This window comes from Caproiciproducens sp. MSJ-32 (genome assembly GCF_018918055.1).
Lineage (GTDB): Bacteria > Bacillota > Clostridia > Clostridiales > Clostridiaceae > Clostridium.
This window is the reverse complement of record NZ_JAHLPS010000075.1, coordinates 1-14,226: the sequence shown is the minus strand read 5'-3', so window position 1 is coordinate 14,226 and position 14,226 is coordinate 1. Positions and strand designations below refer to the sequence as shown.

The 14,226-nt window shown below is 28.0% G+C and carries 13 protein-coding genes and 1 pseudogene; 8 read left to right on the top strand and 6 right to left on the bottom strand.

All coding sequences use genetic code 11. From position 1 onward, the window contains the following. Positions 1–128 precede the first annotated feature (128 nt). Entirely contained in the window at positions 129–650 is a 522-nt protein-coding gene (locus KQI16_RS09095; RefSeq protein ID WP_286173016.1) for a hypothetical protein, read from the bottom strand. Between the two features lie 235 nt (positions 651–885). Here KQI16_RS09095 and KQI16_RS09090 point away from each other — a divergent pair, with 235 nt between their 5' ends. The 3 genes from KQI16_RS09090 (at position 886) to KQI16_RS09080 (ending at position 4,998) form a co-directional block, all read left to right on the top strand. Beyond that, positions 886–1,320 (top strand): MarR family winged helix-turn-helix transcriptional regulator, encoded by a 435-nt coding sequence (locus KQI16_RS09090; protein WP_216433742.1) that lies wholly within the window; start codon positions 886–888, stop codon positions 1,318–1,320. 98 nt (positions 1,321–1,418) lie between these two features. Further along, on the top strand, positions 1,419–3,209 hold the full coding sequence (locus KQI16_RS09085; protein ID WP_216433740.1) for an ABC transporter ATP-binding protein: 1,791 nt from the start codon (positions 1,419–1,421) through the stop codon (positions 3,207–3,209). Next, positions 3,202–4,998, top strand: a complete 1,797-nt coding sequence (locus KQI16_RS09080; protein WP_216433738.1) for an ABC transporter ATP-binding protein — start codon at positions 3,202–3,204, stop codon at positions 4,996–4,998. Before KQI16_RS09085 ends, KQI16_RS09080 begins: the two co-directional genes overlap by 8 nt. A 413-nt stretch (positions 4,999–5,411) precedes the next feature. Here the strand turns inward: KQI16_RS09080 and KQI16_RS09075 are convergent, their stop codons facing one another. Together KQI16_RS09075 and KQI16_RS09070 are read right to left on the bottom strand one after the other, a co-directional pair. Then, positions 5,412–6,110, bottom strand: coding sequence for an ABC transporter ATP-binding protein (locus KQI16_RS09075; RefSeq protein WP_216433736.1), 699 nt, complete (start codon positions 6,108–6,110; stop codon positions 5,412–5,414). Next, the gene (locus KQI16_RS09070) at positions 6,110–7,213 is read right to left on the bottom strand and encodes an ABC transporter permease (protein WP_216433734.1); all 1,104 of its coding nucleotides are present in this window, start codon (positions 7,211–7,213) and stop codon (positions 6,110–6,112) included. Before KQI16_RS09070 ends, KQI16_RS09075 begins: the two co-directional genes overlap by 1 nt. 523 nt (positions 7,214–7,736) lie before the next feature. Between KQI16_RS09070 and sstT the strand changes: the two genes are divergently transcribed. Together sstT and uvsE are read left to right on the top strand one after the other, a co-directional pair. After that, positions 7,737–8,978 (top strand): serine/threonine transporter SstT, encoded by a 1,242-nt coding sequence (gene sstT, locus KQI16_RS09065; RefSeq protein ID WP_216433732.1) that lies wholly within the window; start codon positions 7,737–7,739, stop codon positions 8,976–8,978. Between the two features lie 177 nt (positions 8,979–9,155). After that, positions 9,156–10,133 carry a UV DNA damage repair endonuclease UvsE gene (gene uvsE / locus KQI16_RS09060; protein ID WP_216433731.1) on the top strand — a complete coding sequence of 326 codons (978 nt, stop codon included), beginning with the start codon at positions 9,156–9,158 and terminating at the stop codon, positions 10,131–10,133. Positions 10,134–10,135: 2 nt separating this feature from the next. On the opposite strand, the gene thpR is transcribed toward uvsE, so the two are convergent. Beyond that, complete coding sequence (thpR, locus tag KQI16_RS09055) at positions 10,136–10,678, bottom strand: RNA 2',3'-cyclic phosphodiesterase (protein ID WP_216433729.1); 543 nt, start codon at positions 10,676–10,678, stop codon at positions 10,136–10,138. Positions 10,679–10,868: 190 nt separating this feature from the next. On the opposite strand from thpR, the gene KQI16_RS09050 reads away from it, so the two are divergent. From KQI16_RS09050 to KQI16_RS09040, 3 genes are all read left to right on the top strand, one after another. Further along, positions 10,869–11,921: an inorganic phosphate transporter gene (locus KQI16_RS09050; RefSeq protein ID WP_216433727.1), complete on the top strand. Its 1,053-nt coding sequence runs from the start codon at positions 10,869–10,871 to the stop codon at positions 11,919–11,921. 70 nt (positions 11,922–11,991) lie between these two features. After that, positions 11,992–12,642 (top strand): hypothetical protein, encoded by a 651-nt coding sequence (locus tag KQI16_RS09045; protein WP_216433725.1) that lies wholly within the window; start codon positions 11,992–11,994, stop codon positions 12,640–12,642. Positions 12,643–12,786: 144 nt separating this feature from the next. Beyond that, positions 12,787–13,407, top strand: coding sequence for a DUF47 domain-containing protein (locus KQI16_RS09040; protein WP_216433723.1), 621 nt, complete (start codon positions 12,787–12,789; stop codon positions 13,405–13,407). 36 nt (positions 13,408–13,443) lie between these two features. Here KQI16_RS09040 and KQI16_RS09035 read toward each other — a convergent pair. Continuing rightward, positions 13,444–14,010: pseudogene (locus tag KQI16_RS09035) on the bottom strand (YjjG family noncanonical pyrimidine nucleotidase); the annotation flags it as partial. 83 nt (positions 14,011–14,093) lie between these two features. Next, positions 14,094–14,219, bottom strand: a complete 126-nt coding sequence (locus tag KQI16_RS09030) for a hypothetical protein (protein ID WP_330654189.1) — start codon at positions 14,217–14,219, stop codon at positions 14,094–14,096. Positions 14,220–14,226: the final 7 nt, after the last annotated feature.

Genomic DNA, 14,226 nt, shown 5'->3' with positions numbered 1-14,226 from the left:
TGCGCCATTTTTAAGGAGTAGAGATGAATTTATTTGAAAAACTCTTTAAAATTCATATAAAACAGTACAAAATAAGAGCTGAGCATTAGCGATTTTTAACCGCTAATGCGACAGCCCCTTTTTTTATTTTAACACCAGACTATTACTTTATAAGGAGCAGTTTGAGCAGGAATACTTCTAGTGCTAGGACCATATACAACAATTAAGTTCCTATTTGCTGGATTTCTAGAAAAGCTTTGGTTATTTCTTAATAATAACCTAGTACATGGACAGATATTTATTTTTAACATTCCATCACTGCTAATTAAGTTAGCATCAAAATAATCTACTTTTACATTTTGATGAGAGCTATCCTTTACTATAATAAGGGCGCTATATTGAGGCGGATAAATAAGAGGAACTGGTGCATTAGCATCATAATAACCAGTTATTTTATCTCCTATAAAAACCATCTCATTATCTAGAAAATATGTGTCAGGAGATATGACAAAATTAACTATTTCCTGCATATCATTTTCTAAAGTAATTAGTTTGTAGCAGCCAGCATCAATATCATCTTCACTTACAATAAAATCAGTAATAGCAGTTATTGTACCATGGAAAGATCTGAAACTAATATTAACTCTTTTGCATAAGTTATTTTTATACAATCATATCCCTTCCTACAAATAATTCTATTTCAATTTATGTGAAATTTAACAAAGTGGTGAACATTACTATATAAATAGGATAAATTTAACTTAAAAAAATATTAATAATTTGGTAAAGGTTTTCGTTAAAAATTAGAATTGACATTGAATTTTTAAAAAACTATAATTTAATAGTATTTTATTTTAGATGAGATTAAATATCATTTTTATTGTATTAGGAACAAAGGTGTGTAATGTGAAAAGGAATGTATCAATTGGTCATGAAATTAAAGTTCTTTCAAATTTAATAAAAAGACATATTTGTAACTGTCATGTTAGGGGGAGCTGCGGAAATCTTACTGAAATACAAGGTTTGATTATAAGATATTTACATAGTAATATGTCAAAAGATGTATTTCAAAAGGATATTGAAGAAAAATTTACAATTAGGAGATCTACAGTAACTGGCGTGCTTCAATCTATGGAAAGGAATGGCTATATAATAAGAGAAACAGTACCATATGATGCAAGATTAAAGAAAATTGTTTTAACAGAGAAAGCTATTAATTTACATGATCAGGTTATGCTGGAAATAGAGGAATTTGAAAAAAGGATTACCAGAAATGTTTCAGAAGAAGAATTAGAAATTTTTATTCAAATCTTAAATAAATTAAAAAAAAATTTGGAATAATTTTTTTATACTTATATTGTTAGGGGACTAACAGTATGTTGCCTAACAATTTTTTATGGAAAGATAAAAAATAAATTAATAAAAAAGGAGACTAAAATATGATAAAACTGTTGAAATATTTAAAGTCAAAGGATTGGATTTTTATTTTTATAAGTTTACTATTTATAGTATGTCAAGTATGGTTAGATTTAAAACTACCTGACTATATGTCAGATATAACAGCTTTAATTCAAACTCCAAATGCCGAAATGATTGAAATTTGGAAGGCTGGAGGCAAAATGCTTGTTTGTGCTTTAGGAAGTTTAATAGCCAGCGTTATAGTTGGATATTTTATTTCAGGTATAGCGGCAGGTCTTTCAAAGACCTTACGTTCTAATATCTTTAGAAAAGTAGAAAGCTTTTCAATGCATGAAATTAATCAGTTTTCAGTTCCAAGCTTAATAACTCGTTCAACAAATGATATAACTCAAGTGCAAATGATAATAGCTATGGGTCTTCAAGTATTAATAAAAGCTCCAATTACAGCTGTTTGGGCCCTAGGTAAAATATCAAGTACGAGTTGGCAATGGACAACAGCAACAGCTGTAGCAGTAGTAGCATTATTAATAGTTGTATCTGGATCATTCTTATTAGCATTACCAAAGTTTAAGATAATTCAAACTTTAACTGATAATTTAAATAAAGTGGCTAGAGAAAATTTAACTGGTATTAGAGTTGTTAGAGCCTATAACGCAGAAAAATATCAAGAAGATAAATTTGAAAAAGCAAACGATGAAATAACAAAGACAAACTTATTTACTGGAAGAGTAATGGGGGTATTAATGCCTTTTATTCAAATAATAATGAGCGGTCTTAGCTTATCAATATATTGGATAGGTGCTTATTTAATCAATGAAGTAGCTATTAATAGTATGGAGGATATTCAAAATAGAATTACTGTATTTAGTGATATGGTTGTATTCTCATCCTATGCAATACAAGTCGTTATTGCCTTTATGATGCTGGTTATAGTATTCATAATGATGCCAAGAGCGCAAGTTGCTGCTAATCGTATAAATGAAGTGTTAAATACTCCTCTTACAATAATTAATGGAACTCGTACTTCAGATGAAGAGGAACATGTTGGTGAAGTTGAATTTAGAAATGTTTATTTTAAATATCCAGATGCAGAAAACTCAACTGATTATGTATTAGAGAATATAAGCTTTAAAGCTAATAAGGGAGAAACTATTGCATTTATAGGAGCTACAGGTTCTGGAAAATCAACATTAATTAATTTAATTCCAAGATTTTATGATGTTACTTCAGGAGAAGTATTAGTTAATGGGGTTAATGTTAAAGATTATGATAAAAACTATTTAACAAATAAAATTGGATATGTTTCACAAAGAACAGTAATGTTTAGTGGAACAGTAGAATCAAACGTTTCTTATGGAGATAATGGAAAAGAAAAATTAGGAATAGATGCTGTTAAGAGAGCCGTTGAAATTGCTCAAGGGAAAGAGTTTGTTGAAAAACTTGAAAAGCAGTATGAAAGTGAAGTAGCTCAAGGAGGAACAAATCTTTCAGGAGGACAAAAACAAAGACTTTCAATAGCAAGAGCTATTCATAGAGATCCAGAAATCTACATTTTCGACGATTCCTTCTCAGCTTTAGACTATAGAACTGATAAAGTATTGAGGGCAGCCTTAAATAAAGAAACTAAAGGTAAGACTAAAATTATAGTGGCTCAAAGAATAGGAACAATTAAGGATGCTGATAAAATAATTGTTTTAGATGAAGGAAAGATTGTTGGAATAGGTAAGCATAAGGAACTTCTAAAGACTTGTGAGGTATATAAAGAAATAGCATACTCACAACTTTCAAAGGAGGAACTTGAAAATGAGTAGACATATGGGGCCAGGAGCACATGGCAAAGCACATAAAGCAAAAGATTTAAAAGGAACATGGATTAAGCTTTTAAAATATTCAAAAGAATATATAGCACTAATAATTATTGCAATTATATGTGCTATAGGTGGAACAATATTTACAATTATAGGACCAGATAAGTTAAAAGAAATTACTAATGTTATAATGGAAGGTGTAATGACTGAAATCAACCTTGATAAGGTTGGCGAATTAGGTATAACTTTAGTTATATTTTATGTAACAGGAGCTATACTTTCATATACACAACAATTTATATTGACAACTGTAACTCAAAGGGTTGCAAATAAATTACGTAGGAATATTTCAGAAAAAATGAATAAGATTCCATTAAAATATTTTGACTCAACAAGTCATGGAGATATTTTAAGCCGTATTACAAATGATGTAGATATAATAGGACAAAGTATGAACCAAAGTATTGGAACTTTAGTTTCAGCTATTTCCTTATTCATTGGTTCATTGATAATGATGTTTAAAAATAATGTATCAATGAGTTTAGCAGCTATTGTTGCTACAATAATTGGATTTATTCTAATGACAGTTATTATGGGAAAATCACAAAAATATTTTGCTTCTCAGCAAAAAGAATTAGGACAAATAAACGGTCATATTGAGGAAATATATTCTGCTCATAATATAGTTAAAGTTTATAATGGCGAAGATGAAGCAATTAATAAGTTTGAAGAAATAAATGAAAGATTATTTGATAGTGCAAGAAAATCACAATTCCTATCAGGTCTTATGATGCCACTTATGGCTTTTATTGGTAATTTTGGATATGTAGCAGTTTGCGTAGTAGGAGCTATACTTGCCTTCGATGGAAAGATAGAATTTGGTGTTATAGTTGCCTTTATGGTTTATGTAAGATTATTTACACAACCTTTATCACAAATGGGGCAGGCAGCAACAAGTTTACAATCAGCAGCTGCAGCTGGTGAAAGAGTATTTGAGTTCTTAGAACAAGAAGAACTTGAAGACGAATCACATAAAACTAAGCTTTTAAAAGATGTTAAAGGTGATGTTGAATTTAAGAATGTTAAGTTCGGCTATAATCCAGATAAGTTAATAATCAAGAATTTTTCAATGAAGGCTAAGGCAGGTCAAAAGGTCGCTATAGTTGGACCAACAGGAGCTGGTAAGACTACAATTGTTAACTTGCTTATGAGATTTTATGAAACAAATTCAGGACAAATTTTAATAGATGGAGTAGATACAAAATCTATTACAAGAGAAAATGTTCATGATTTATTCTGTATGGTCCTTCAAGATACTTGGCTGTTTGAAGCTTCAGTAAGAGATAATATAGTTTATAATAAAACTGGAGTAACAGATGAAGAAGTAATAAATGCTTGTAAGGCTGTTGGTATTCATCATTTTATAATGACTTTACCTCATGGTTACGACACTATACTAGATGATAAAATAAATCTTTCAGCTGGACAAAAACAACTATTAACAATTGCTAGAGCAATGGTTGAAAATGCTCCTCTATTAATACTAGATGAAGCAACAAGTTCAGTAGATACAAGAACAGAATTATTAATTCAAGAAGCTATGGATAGACTTACAGTTGGTAGAACATCTTTCGTTATTGCTCATAGATTATCAACAATTAAAAATGCTGATTTAATCTTAGTTATGAAAGATGGAGATATAATTGAAAGTGGTAACCATAATGAATTACTAGAAAAAGGCGGTTTCTATGCAGAGTTATATAACAGCCAATTTGAACAAGTAGAAGCATAATTTTTAATGGAGCCTGTGTCAAAATGATTTTTAAAATCATTTTGACACAGGCTCCTTTTTTGTTATTTTTATAGTATACTTCCGTTAAAATTTATAAGCTATTAACCACAATTTTGAACATTATATTGTGTTTTTAGTGTCTATTGCTCATATAATCTTGAAGTTGAACTATGGCAAGACAAAAAACTCCTTCTGTATAATAAAAGAGCAGTCCTGGCAACTGCGATTTTATATCAGAAGGAGGAGGTAAAAGAATTCTTATCCTAGAAGGAGAATATGCTTTTAGCTTATGCTATTAACATAAGGCCAGGCATGAAAATGAAAAACCACCAGTAAATCTGGTGGTTTTTTATAGGCTGGTATAAGATTTATTCTGATACCGCCATCTTTTTATTATTGATTTTAATTATTTACTATATTGCAATATTCCTTTTTTCTAAAGTTATATTTCCATTTTCTATTCTATATATGGTATCAACTAAATCTAGAACTCTTTCATCATGAGTAACCATTAAAGCTGCTTTATTATATTTTTTTATTTCATCTCTAATAGTTTGAACAACTTCTCTACCACGTGGACCGTCTAAACTTGCAGTTGGTTCATCAGCTAAAATTATATCAGGTTTATTCATAAGTGAACGAGCTATAGCAACTCTTTGTTTTTCTCCACCTGATAGTTTTTCAGGATAATAGTTTATTCTATGAGATAATCCAAATTCTTCAAGTAAAGATTTAGCATAGTTTTCACTATCTTTATCGCCTTTACCAGATAGTAAAGGAATTAATTTGAGTTGTTCTAAAACAGTTAAATAAGGTATTAATTGATGAGATTGAAAAACAAATCCTATTTGATTACGTCTTATATCTTCTAACTCTTTCTTTCTCATTTTACTTATATCATTTTTACCAATTATAACTTGTCCGCTAGTAGCTGAAAGAAGAGCACCAGAAATTGATAAAAATGTACTTTTACCAGAACCAGAAGGGCCTACTATTGCTACAAATTCGCCATGTTCAACTTCAAGGTTAATATTTTTTAAAACTATATTTTCACTTTCTCCATCAATATAAGATTTTGTAATGTTTTTAAGTTGTAATGCTAAATCTTTCATTAATAATTACCTCCTATTGCTGAAATTGCATCTACTTTTGAAACTTTTTTTATTGAGAATAAACTACTTAAAATAGAAATCATTAAAAATAATAATGAAACCATAACTGCATCTTTAAAACTTAAAACAAAAGGCATACTAGCTGGCAATAAACTAGCTGATATAAATGTTAATACATTACCAATAAATATTGCTATTAAAGATAATATTGAAACTTGATAGATTAAAGATTTAGATAAAGTACTCATTTTTGCACCTAATGCTTTCAGAACTCCAAATTGCGGAATTTTCTGCATTGTTGTTATATAGAAGAAAACAGCAAGTATCATAGCTGAAATTACAAATAGAAAAGCAAGCATCATGATTAAAGTAGATTGCTCTGCCATTCTGCCAGGAATATTTTTAATAATATCTGAACTAGAGTATAAGGCTTTTCCATCTAGATTTTTATTAACATATTCTTCTAATTTAGAAACATCATTTTCATCAACCTTTAAGGCTATAGATTGGAAATTAACTTCATTTCTTCCAGTAGCAGTTTTTAATAAATTTTCATAAGTATCTAGGTTTATTATTCCAATGGATGTATGTCCATACATTTGATTTTCAGTAAAACCAACAATAGTAAACTTTAAATCTGTAGAAGCATCTATTAAAACATCTCCTAATTTAAATCCTTCTTCAGTAAGAGAATTATCTAAGATTATTTCATTATTATGTAAATCATTAGAACCTTCAATAACTTCTGGCATTAAGAAATTATTAGGATCTATAGCATAATAAGTTAGGTTTATTTTTTTATCTTCACCTTCTTTTGTAACATTGCTCATTTGAAGATTAACTATAGTTGAATCTTTTGCAAAATCTGAAATTATTTCAAAGTCTTCTTTTGAAATGTTTGAACGAGTTATTAATTTGTCTGATGATTCATCTAATATATAATAATTTGCTTCTGAATTTTCTAAAGCAGCTCCTGTTGCAGCAGCTAAACCTTTAGTTAGTCCAGCTAAAAATAGTACTAAGAAAATTATAAGTATTAGAATCATAAGAATTAAACTAAACTTAGATTTATTTTTCTTAAGTTCTTTAAATGCTAAAAACATAAAATATTACCACCTTTATTTATTATAGTTTATTTTTATAATAAAAATTATTATTTAATAATTTTTATTATAAAACAAAAATATGAATAAAGTATGTACAAAAAAATTGAAAACGTATTATTCGAAAAAAATTATATAAAATTTTAGATATTGAGTTTTTTGTGGAATATTTTAGTATATTAAATCGAGTTTATTAATTAAATTATATGAATATAATTTAAAGTTCTATAAATAATAAAAAAGATTGTTGAATTAACAATAGTCTTTTTTTATAATAAATGATACATAAAAATCTTAATAATTAATAATTTAATATAGGTAAACATTTTCTAAAGTTTTATTTTTCATAATAATATAAAAATTCAATAAAATATTAATTCCTGATTCCAATTTCCGCGGATTTATGATAAACTATTTTAAACTATACATCATCATAATAAAGTGTTAAATTGGGGCAGGTATTTATTATATGATGTAGGACTAATAATTAATTAGTAAGTTAGAAAATAAAGGGGGCAAAAAAATGAAAGATCTAATTATTAAATTAAATAAAATTAGCTTAGTAAAAAAGATTATAGTAGGTTTAATTATTGGAGTGATTTTAGCAATAACAGTTCCTGAGCAGGCAAAAGCTGTTGTAATTCTTGGTTCTTTATTTGTTGGTGCATTAAAGGCAGTGGCACCAGTTTTAGTACTTTTCTTGGTATCATCAGCTATTTGTCATCAAAAAAAGGGACAAAAAACAAATATGAAGTCTATTGTAGTACTTTATATTATTGGAACATTTATGGGAGGATTGTCAGGGGTAACTGCAAGTTTTCTTTTTCCTGTTAAATTAACTTTAACAACAGGAGCAGATAATTTAGCAGCTCCAGGAGGTATTGTAGAAGTTATAAAAGTATTATTAATGAATATTGTAGATAACCCAGTAAATGCTTTAATAAATGCTAATTATATAGGAATATTATCTTGGGCAATTTTACTTGGAATAGCCTTAAGAAATGCTAGTGAGACAACAAAGACAATGATAAGTAATGTTGCTGATGCCTTATCTAAGATTGTGCAATGGGTAATTAGTTTTGCCCCATTAGGAATTATGGGACTTGTTTTTGATTCGATAGCAACAAATGGCTTAGAAGCTTTTGTAAGTTACGGAAAATTGCTTGTTGTTTTAGTGGGAGCTATGGCGTTTTTAGCATTAGTTATTAATCCAATTATTGTATTCTTATATTTAAAAGAAAATCCATATCCACTAGTTTTAAAATGTTTAAGAGAGAGTGGAATTACAGCATTCTTTACACGTAGTTCAGCTGCTAACATTCCTGTAAATATGGAACTATGTAAAAGACTTGGCTTAAATAAGGATACTTATTCTGTATCAATTCCATTAGGAGCGACTGTTAATATGGCTGGGGCATCTATTACAATTTCGGTTTTAGCTTTAGCTGCAGCAAATACCTTAGGAATTAGTGTGGATTTACCAACAGCCTTTATTTTAAGTGTATTAGCCACAGCATCAGCTTGCGGGGCTTCAGGAGTATCTGGTGGATCTTTACTTTTAATACCACTAGCATGCAGCTTGTTTGGAATTCCAAATGATATTGCTATGCAGGTAGTAGGTGTAGGATTTATAATAGGGGTTGTACAGGATTCCTGCGAAACTGCAATAAATTCATCTACTGACGTATTATTTACTGCAGTTGCTGAATTTTCAAATAGAAAAAAAGCAGGAGAAAAATTAAAAGTTAATGAAAGTATTGCTTAATAGATTTATAAGAGACCATAAGAAAGAATCTAACTTTTTATAGTCTCTTTTTTATTATTAGATTATAGTTTGGGAGCTTGTTTATAATTAAGCAATCTTATTAGTTAAATAATTTTTCTATTTTATTAGCAAACTATAATGTATATATTATCTTTTGCTTTTAAAAGGAGAATGGCTATGAGAGTAAGACTTGGATATGTGGCAATTTCTAATGTGTTAGGAAAAAAGATTACGAGCTCTAGTAATGTAACTTTTACTAATTATAATAAAATATTGTCTAGAGAAAAGAAGTTAGAGAAGTTGCAGCAGGTTGGATTGTCAAATTTAAAAGCTCTTGAAGAAATATTAAAATACAATATAAAAAATAATATACATTTTTATAGATTAACTTCTGCACTTATGCCTCTTGTAACTCATCCTGATGTAGGCTATTGGGGGCATAGGGAATTATTTAAAAAAGATTTTGAATATATAGGAAAGCTTCTTAAGGATTCAGATATGAGAGTAGATACTCATCCAGATGAGTTTAATGTTATTAATAGCAATAATCCAAAGGTAGTAGAAAATACCTTAAGCAATTTAACAAGACAAGTTGAATGGTTTGAAGATATGGATTATAAAGAAGGAAAGATGGTCCTTCATGTTGGAGGTGCTACTGGTGGAAAGGAGGCTGCCTTAGATAGGTTTATAAATAATTTTAGAAATTTCCCTCAAAAAATTAAGGAAAGATTAATTTTAGAGAATGATGATAAAACATATACAGCCAAAGAAACTTTAGATTTATGTAAAAGCTTAAATATACCAATGGTTTTAGATATTCATCATCATAACTGCAATAATAATGGAGAAAATATCGAAGATATGTTGGAAGATATATTAAATACTTGGAAAAATGAAAATCTTCCTCCTAAAATGCATTTTTCGTCGCCCAAAAATGAAAATTTAGAAGGAAGAGTAGACAGAAAACATGCAGATTTTATAAATTCTTATGATTTTATTTCTTTTATTGAAATTTTAAAGAAATTCCATAAAGATATAGATATTATGTTAGAATGTAAGGAAAAAGATGTGGCTTTATTTAAGCTAGTAGATGATATTAAGGAAATAAACTCTCAATACCACTGGGAAGATGAAACAACCTTAATTGTAGAATAAATTTATTTTAAGCTTTTTTCATAAAGAGGAATATATTTTAACTCTCCATTTACTCTAGTGCTTTCCATTAGAGAAACTTTATCTACTAATATAGGCAGTTTCTTTATTTTTACTTCCTTTAATAAAGTGTTAAAATCTTCTTTAAGAATTATTTCCCTCCCAAGGGTAATATGGGGAGTATATTTTCTTTCTTCTTTTCTTATGTTTATCTTTTCTAGTTCCCTTTCAATTTTGTCATAAAGCGAATATAGTTCCTCTTCTCTTTTTAATCCCATCCAAATTATTGACTTACTAGCTCTTGAAAATTTACCTATTTTATTAAAATATAATTTAAAATTATTATGATTTTCAACAGTTTCATCAATGGCTTTTTTTATCTTTTCAACTAATTCTAAATCAACTTCTCCAATAAACTTAAGGGTTAAATGAAAATTATCTTTAATTGTAAAATTCCCTTTTTCACTTTTCCTACTAATAAGATCTTGGATTTCCTTTAAGTAATTTTTAACTTCTTCTTGAAATTCTATTGCTATAAAAACTCTCAATTTAAATCAAACTCACTTTCTTTTATATTTAATTACTTACTTTTATTATAATTATTTTAGAATATTTTATTAAGAACTAGCTTTAATAATTAATTAAATATAAACTTTTTAACATTAATTACTGTTAGCATAAGTAAATATAATAAAAGTAGGTGAAAAATCTTATAAGTATTTTGAAAGGAGAAACTTAATGACTATTTCCTTCTCTGAATTTATTAGTCAGTTAGCTGATAAGCATGTCTTATTAATAACTGTTTTTCTTACTTTAGCTGTAATTTTAGTAAATGGCTGGACAGATGCACCTAATGCTATTGCTACCTGTGTTTCAACCAGAGCAATGAGGCCTGGTCCTGCTATATTAATGGCTGCAGTTTTTAATTTTCTAGGTGTTTTTATTATGACCTTAATTAATTCTAATGTAGCACAAACAATATATAATATGGTTGATTTTAGGGGGGATTCACATAATGCACTTGTTGCTTTATGTGCAGCTTTGTTTGCAATAGTTGTCTGGGCAACTGCTGCTTGGTATTTTGGAATTCCTACAAGTGAAAGTCATGCTTTAATTGCTGGTTTATCAGGAGCAGCTATTTCCCTTCAGGGTGGATTTAGAGGTATAAATGCAGAAGAATGGATTAAAGTAATTTATGGTCTTATACTATCTACTTTATTGGGTTTTTCTATGGGCTGGATTAGTGTAAAGATTGTGGAATTAATTTTTCAAGCTTTCGATAGAAGAAAAACTAATGAATTTTTCAAAGGTGCTCAAATTTTTGCAGCAGCAGCAATGGCTTTTATGCATGGAGCCCAAGATGGGCAAAAATTTATGGGAGTATTTATGCTTGGAATATTTTTATTAAATGGGCAAGTATCAGTTGAAAGTTTTATTATTCCAGTTTGGCTAATGCTTCTCTGTTCAGCAGTTATGGGGATAGGAACTTCTATAGGAGGCTATAAAATAATAAAAGCAGTTGGTATGGATATGGTTAAATTAAAACAATATCAGGGATTTTCTGCTGATCTAGCTGCAGCAGGATGTCTGTTTTTATCTTCATTAACAGGAATACCAGTAAGTACAACTCACACAAAAACTACATCTATTATGGGAGTAGGGGCTGCCAAGAGAATAAGCTCTGTTAATTGGTCTGTTGTAAGTGAAATGATTTGGACTTGGATTCTTACTTTTCCTGGCTGCGGTCTTATTGGTTATTTTATGGTAAAATTTTTTATTATAATTTTTTAAAAATCCTTTTTGCTAAATATACATAATTAATTGTATTTAGGAAAGTATAAAGTAAGAAGGAGGTTATGAAATGATAAGAAAGAAAAAAGTTTATGCATTAATTACAGCTGCACTAATGTCAACAGCTTTCTTTTTAGGGACTAGCATTAATATAAAGCCGGTTTCAGCCTGTGAAATTAAAGAATTTATTTCCTTAGATATTGAAAACAAAGTTGATGTATTAGAAGAAACATTAAAAGAATTAGTAAATGAAAAAATAATAACTAAAGAACAGGCTGATAAAATTCTTGAATATTTAAAAGGTAACTCAAAAGATAATAATCCAAATAATTCGAAAACAGAAAAATTATTTGATGAAATGATTAAAAATAATATAGTTACAGAAGAAGTAGCAGAGAAGATACGAGATAGAATGGGAGATAAGATTTTTATACATAAAAAAGATGAAATAAGTCAAAAACTTGATGAATTAATAAAAAACAATACAATTAATAAAGAGCAAAAGAAGAAATTTTTAGATAAGTTAGAAGAAGCACATAAGGAAAGAAAAGAAAATTTTAAAAAGTTAAAGGGAATGTCTGAAAAGGAAAGAAAAGAATATATTGAAAAAAATAATTTACATAATAAAGATATACTAGATGAATTAATTAAAGAAGGAGTTATAAATAAAGATCAGGCTGAAGCTATTAAAAAAATAATGCCAAGAAATAATAGAAAATGATAAGAATTTTAGTAAAAAGAAGGGCAGAATTGCTCTTCTTTTTTTGTTTTTATTTATGACATAGTAGTAAAAGTTATAGAGAAATCATATTGTTATAATAAGTGGTTAAAGGATGTAATTATGAGGGGAGCAAGGTAAAAAATCATGAGCCAAAAGGGAAAGGATTATTTCCAATCTTTAAGCGAGTTGATAAGATACTCAGTTAAAGCAGCAAATGTGCTTACAAATACTATAGAAAATTTTGAATTAAGACAGCTAGAGAATAATATAGAGTATATAAATACAATTACAAAGTTAGTAGATGAAAAAAAGCTATATATTTTTAATAAGTTAGATAAAGAGTTTATAACTCCAATTGAAAGAGAAGATATTATTCGGCTGGCCTTTGAAATTAACAATATTACTTATTCCATTAAGTACATTTTAGAAAGAATTTATGTGTTCAATATAAGTTATATAAAAAAAGAAGTTGAGGAATTTGCAGTTTTTATTTTTAACTATATAAATGAACTTAGGAAACTTGTTGAGGAATTGAAAAATTATAAAAAATCTAAAAAAATATATATGTTAATAAGAAAAATTAATGAGTTGAGGATGGAGGCGGATAGATATTATAAACTAGCAATGAGAAAACTCTTTAGCTATTCAAAGGATCCTCTTAAGTTAATCTTATGGAAAGATATTTATGATCTGCTTTATAAATGCTGTAATAATATAATTTTTGTAACTCATCTTGTTGAAAATATAATACTTAAAAACTCATAAATATTTTATTTGTAATAACAAGAAGCTTAGAAAGGACTAAGCTTCTTTTAAGATATTTTTAACTTCTAATATATTAGAAATTTCATAAGTGGGTTTTAGTTTAGTATCATTCTTTAGCTTTTCAGGATTAAACCAACAAGTATCTATACCAAAATTAATTCCACCTTGAATGTCTAATGTCAGGCTATCTCCAATAATAAGAACTTTTCTTTTATCAATTTCATTGAATTTCCTTAATGAATATTCAAAGATATAAGGATTCGGTTTTTGAAAGCCTGCTTCTTCAGAAATAATAATATCATCAAAGTATTTACTGATTGAAGACTTCTTGATCCTATTATTTTGTACACTGCTAAGTCCATTTGTAATAATAAGAAGCTTATAATTTTTGGACAAATCTTTTATAGGGGGCAAGCTTTCTTTGTATAAAAAAGAGGAACTAGATAGATATTTCATATATGTTTTTGCAAATTCATGTTCATCAAATTTTATATTTAATTTATCTGATAAAATTTTGAATCTTTTAATCTTTAATTCCTTTTGATTTATATTACCTTTTTCATATTCCTTCCAGATATTATTATTTATCCTTCTATACAATCTGCATCAAAGATTAGTATTTCATATTTCATAATTACTGCCTTCCTCCAAAGTTAGTATATTCATTATTTTACAACATAAAAAATTTAGAGGAAATAACAAATAAGTTGAAACAATGGATTAATAGGCTTTAACATATATTTATCAAAACTACCTAAAAATATTATAATTCCACCTAATATCCATAAATTATCCATTAGAACATGATCAATTCCTCTA

Bases quoted from the DNA above. Each gene is read 5' to 3' on its own strand.
- KQI16_RS09085 (WP_216433740.1), top strand. From the start codon at position 1,419: ATGATAAAACTGTTGAAATATTTAAAGTCAAAGGATTGGATTTTTATT.
- uvsE (WP_216433731.1), top strand. From the start codon at position 9,156: ATGAGAGTAAGACTTGGATATGTGGCAATTTCTAATGTGTTAGGAAAA.
- KQI16_RS09045 (WP_216433725.1), top strand. From the start codon at position 11,992: ATGATAAGAAAGAAAAAAGTTTATGCATTAATTACAGCTGCACTAATG.
- KQI16_RS09080 (WP_216433738.1), top strand. From the start codon at position 3,202: ATGAGTAGACATATGGGGCCAGGAGCACATGGCAAAGCACATAAAGCA.
- KQI16_RS09070 (WP_216433734.1), bottom strand. From the start codon at position 7,213: ATGTTTTTAGCATTTAAAGAACTTAAGAAAAATAAATCTAAGTTTAGT.
- sstT (WP_216433732.1), top strand. From the start codon at position 7,737: ATGAAAGATCTAATTATTAAATTAAATAAAATTAGCTTAGTAAAAAAG.
- KQI16_RS09075 (WP_216433736.1), bottom strand. From the start codon at position 6,110: ATGAAAGATTTAGCATTACAACTTAAAAACATTACAAAATCTTATATT.
- KQI16_RS09050 (WP_216433727.1), top strand. From the start codon at position 10,869: ATGACTATTTCCTTCTCTGAATTTATTAGTCAGTTAGCTGATAAGCAT.
- KQI16_RS09040 (WP_216433723.1), top strand. From the start codon at position 12,787: ATGAGCCAAAAGGGAAAGGATTATTTCCAATCTTTAAGCGAGTTGATA.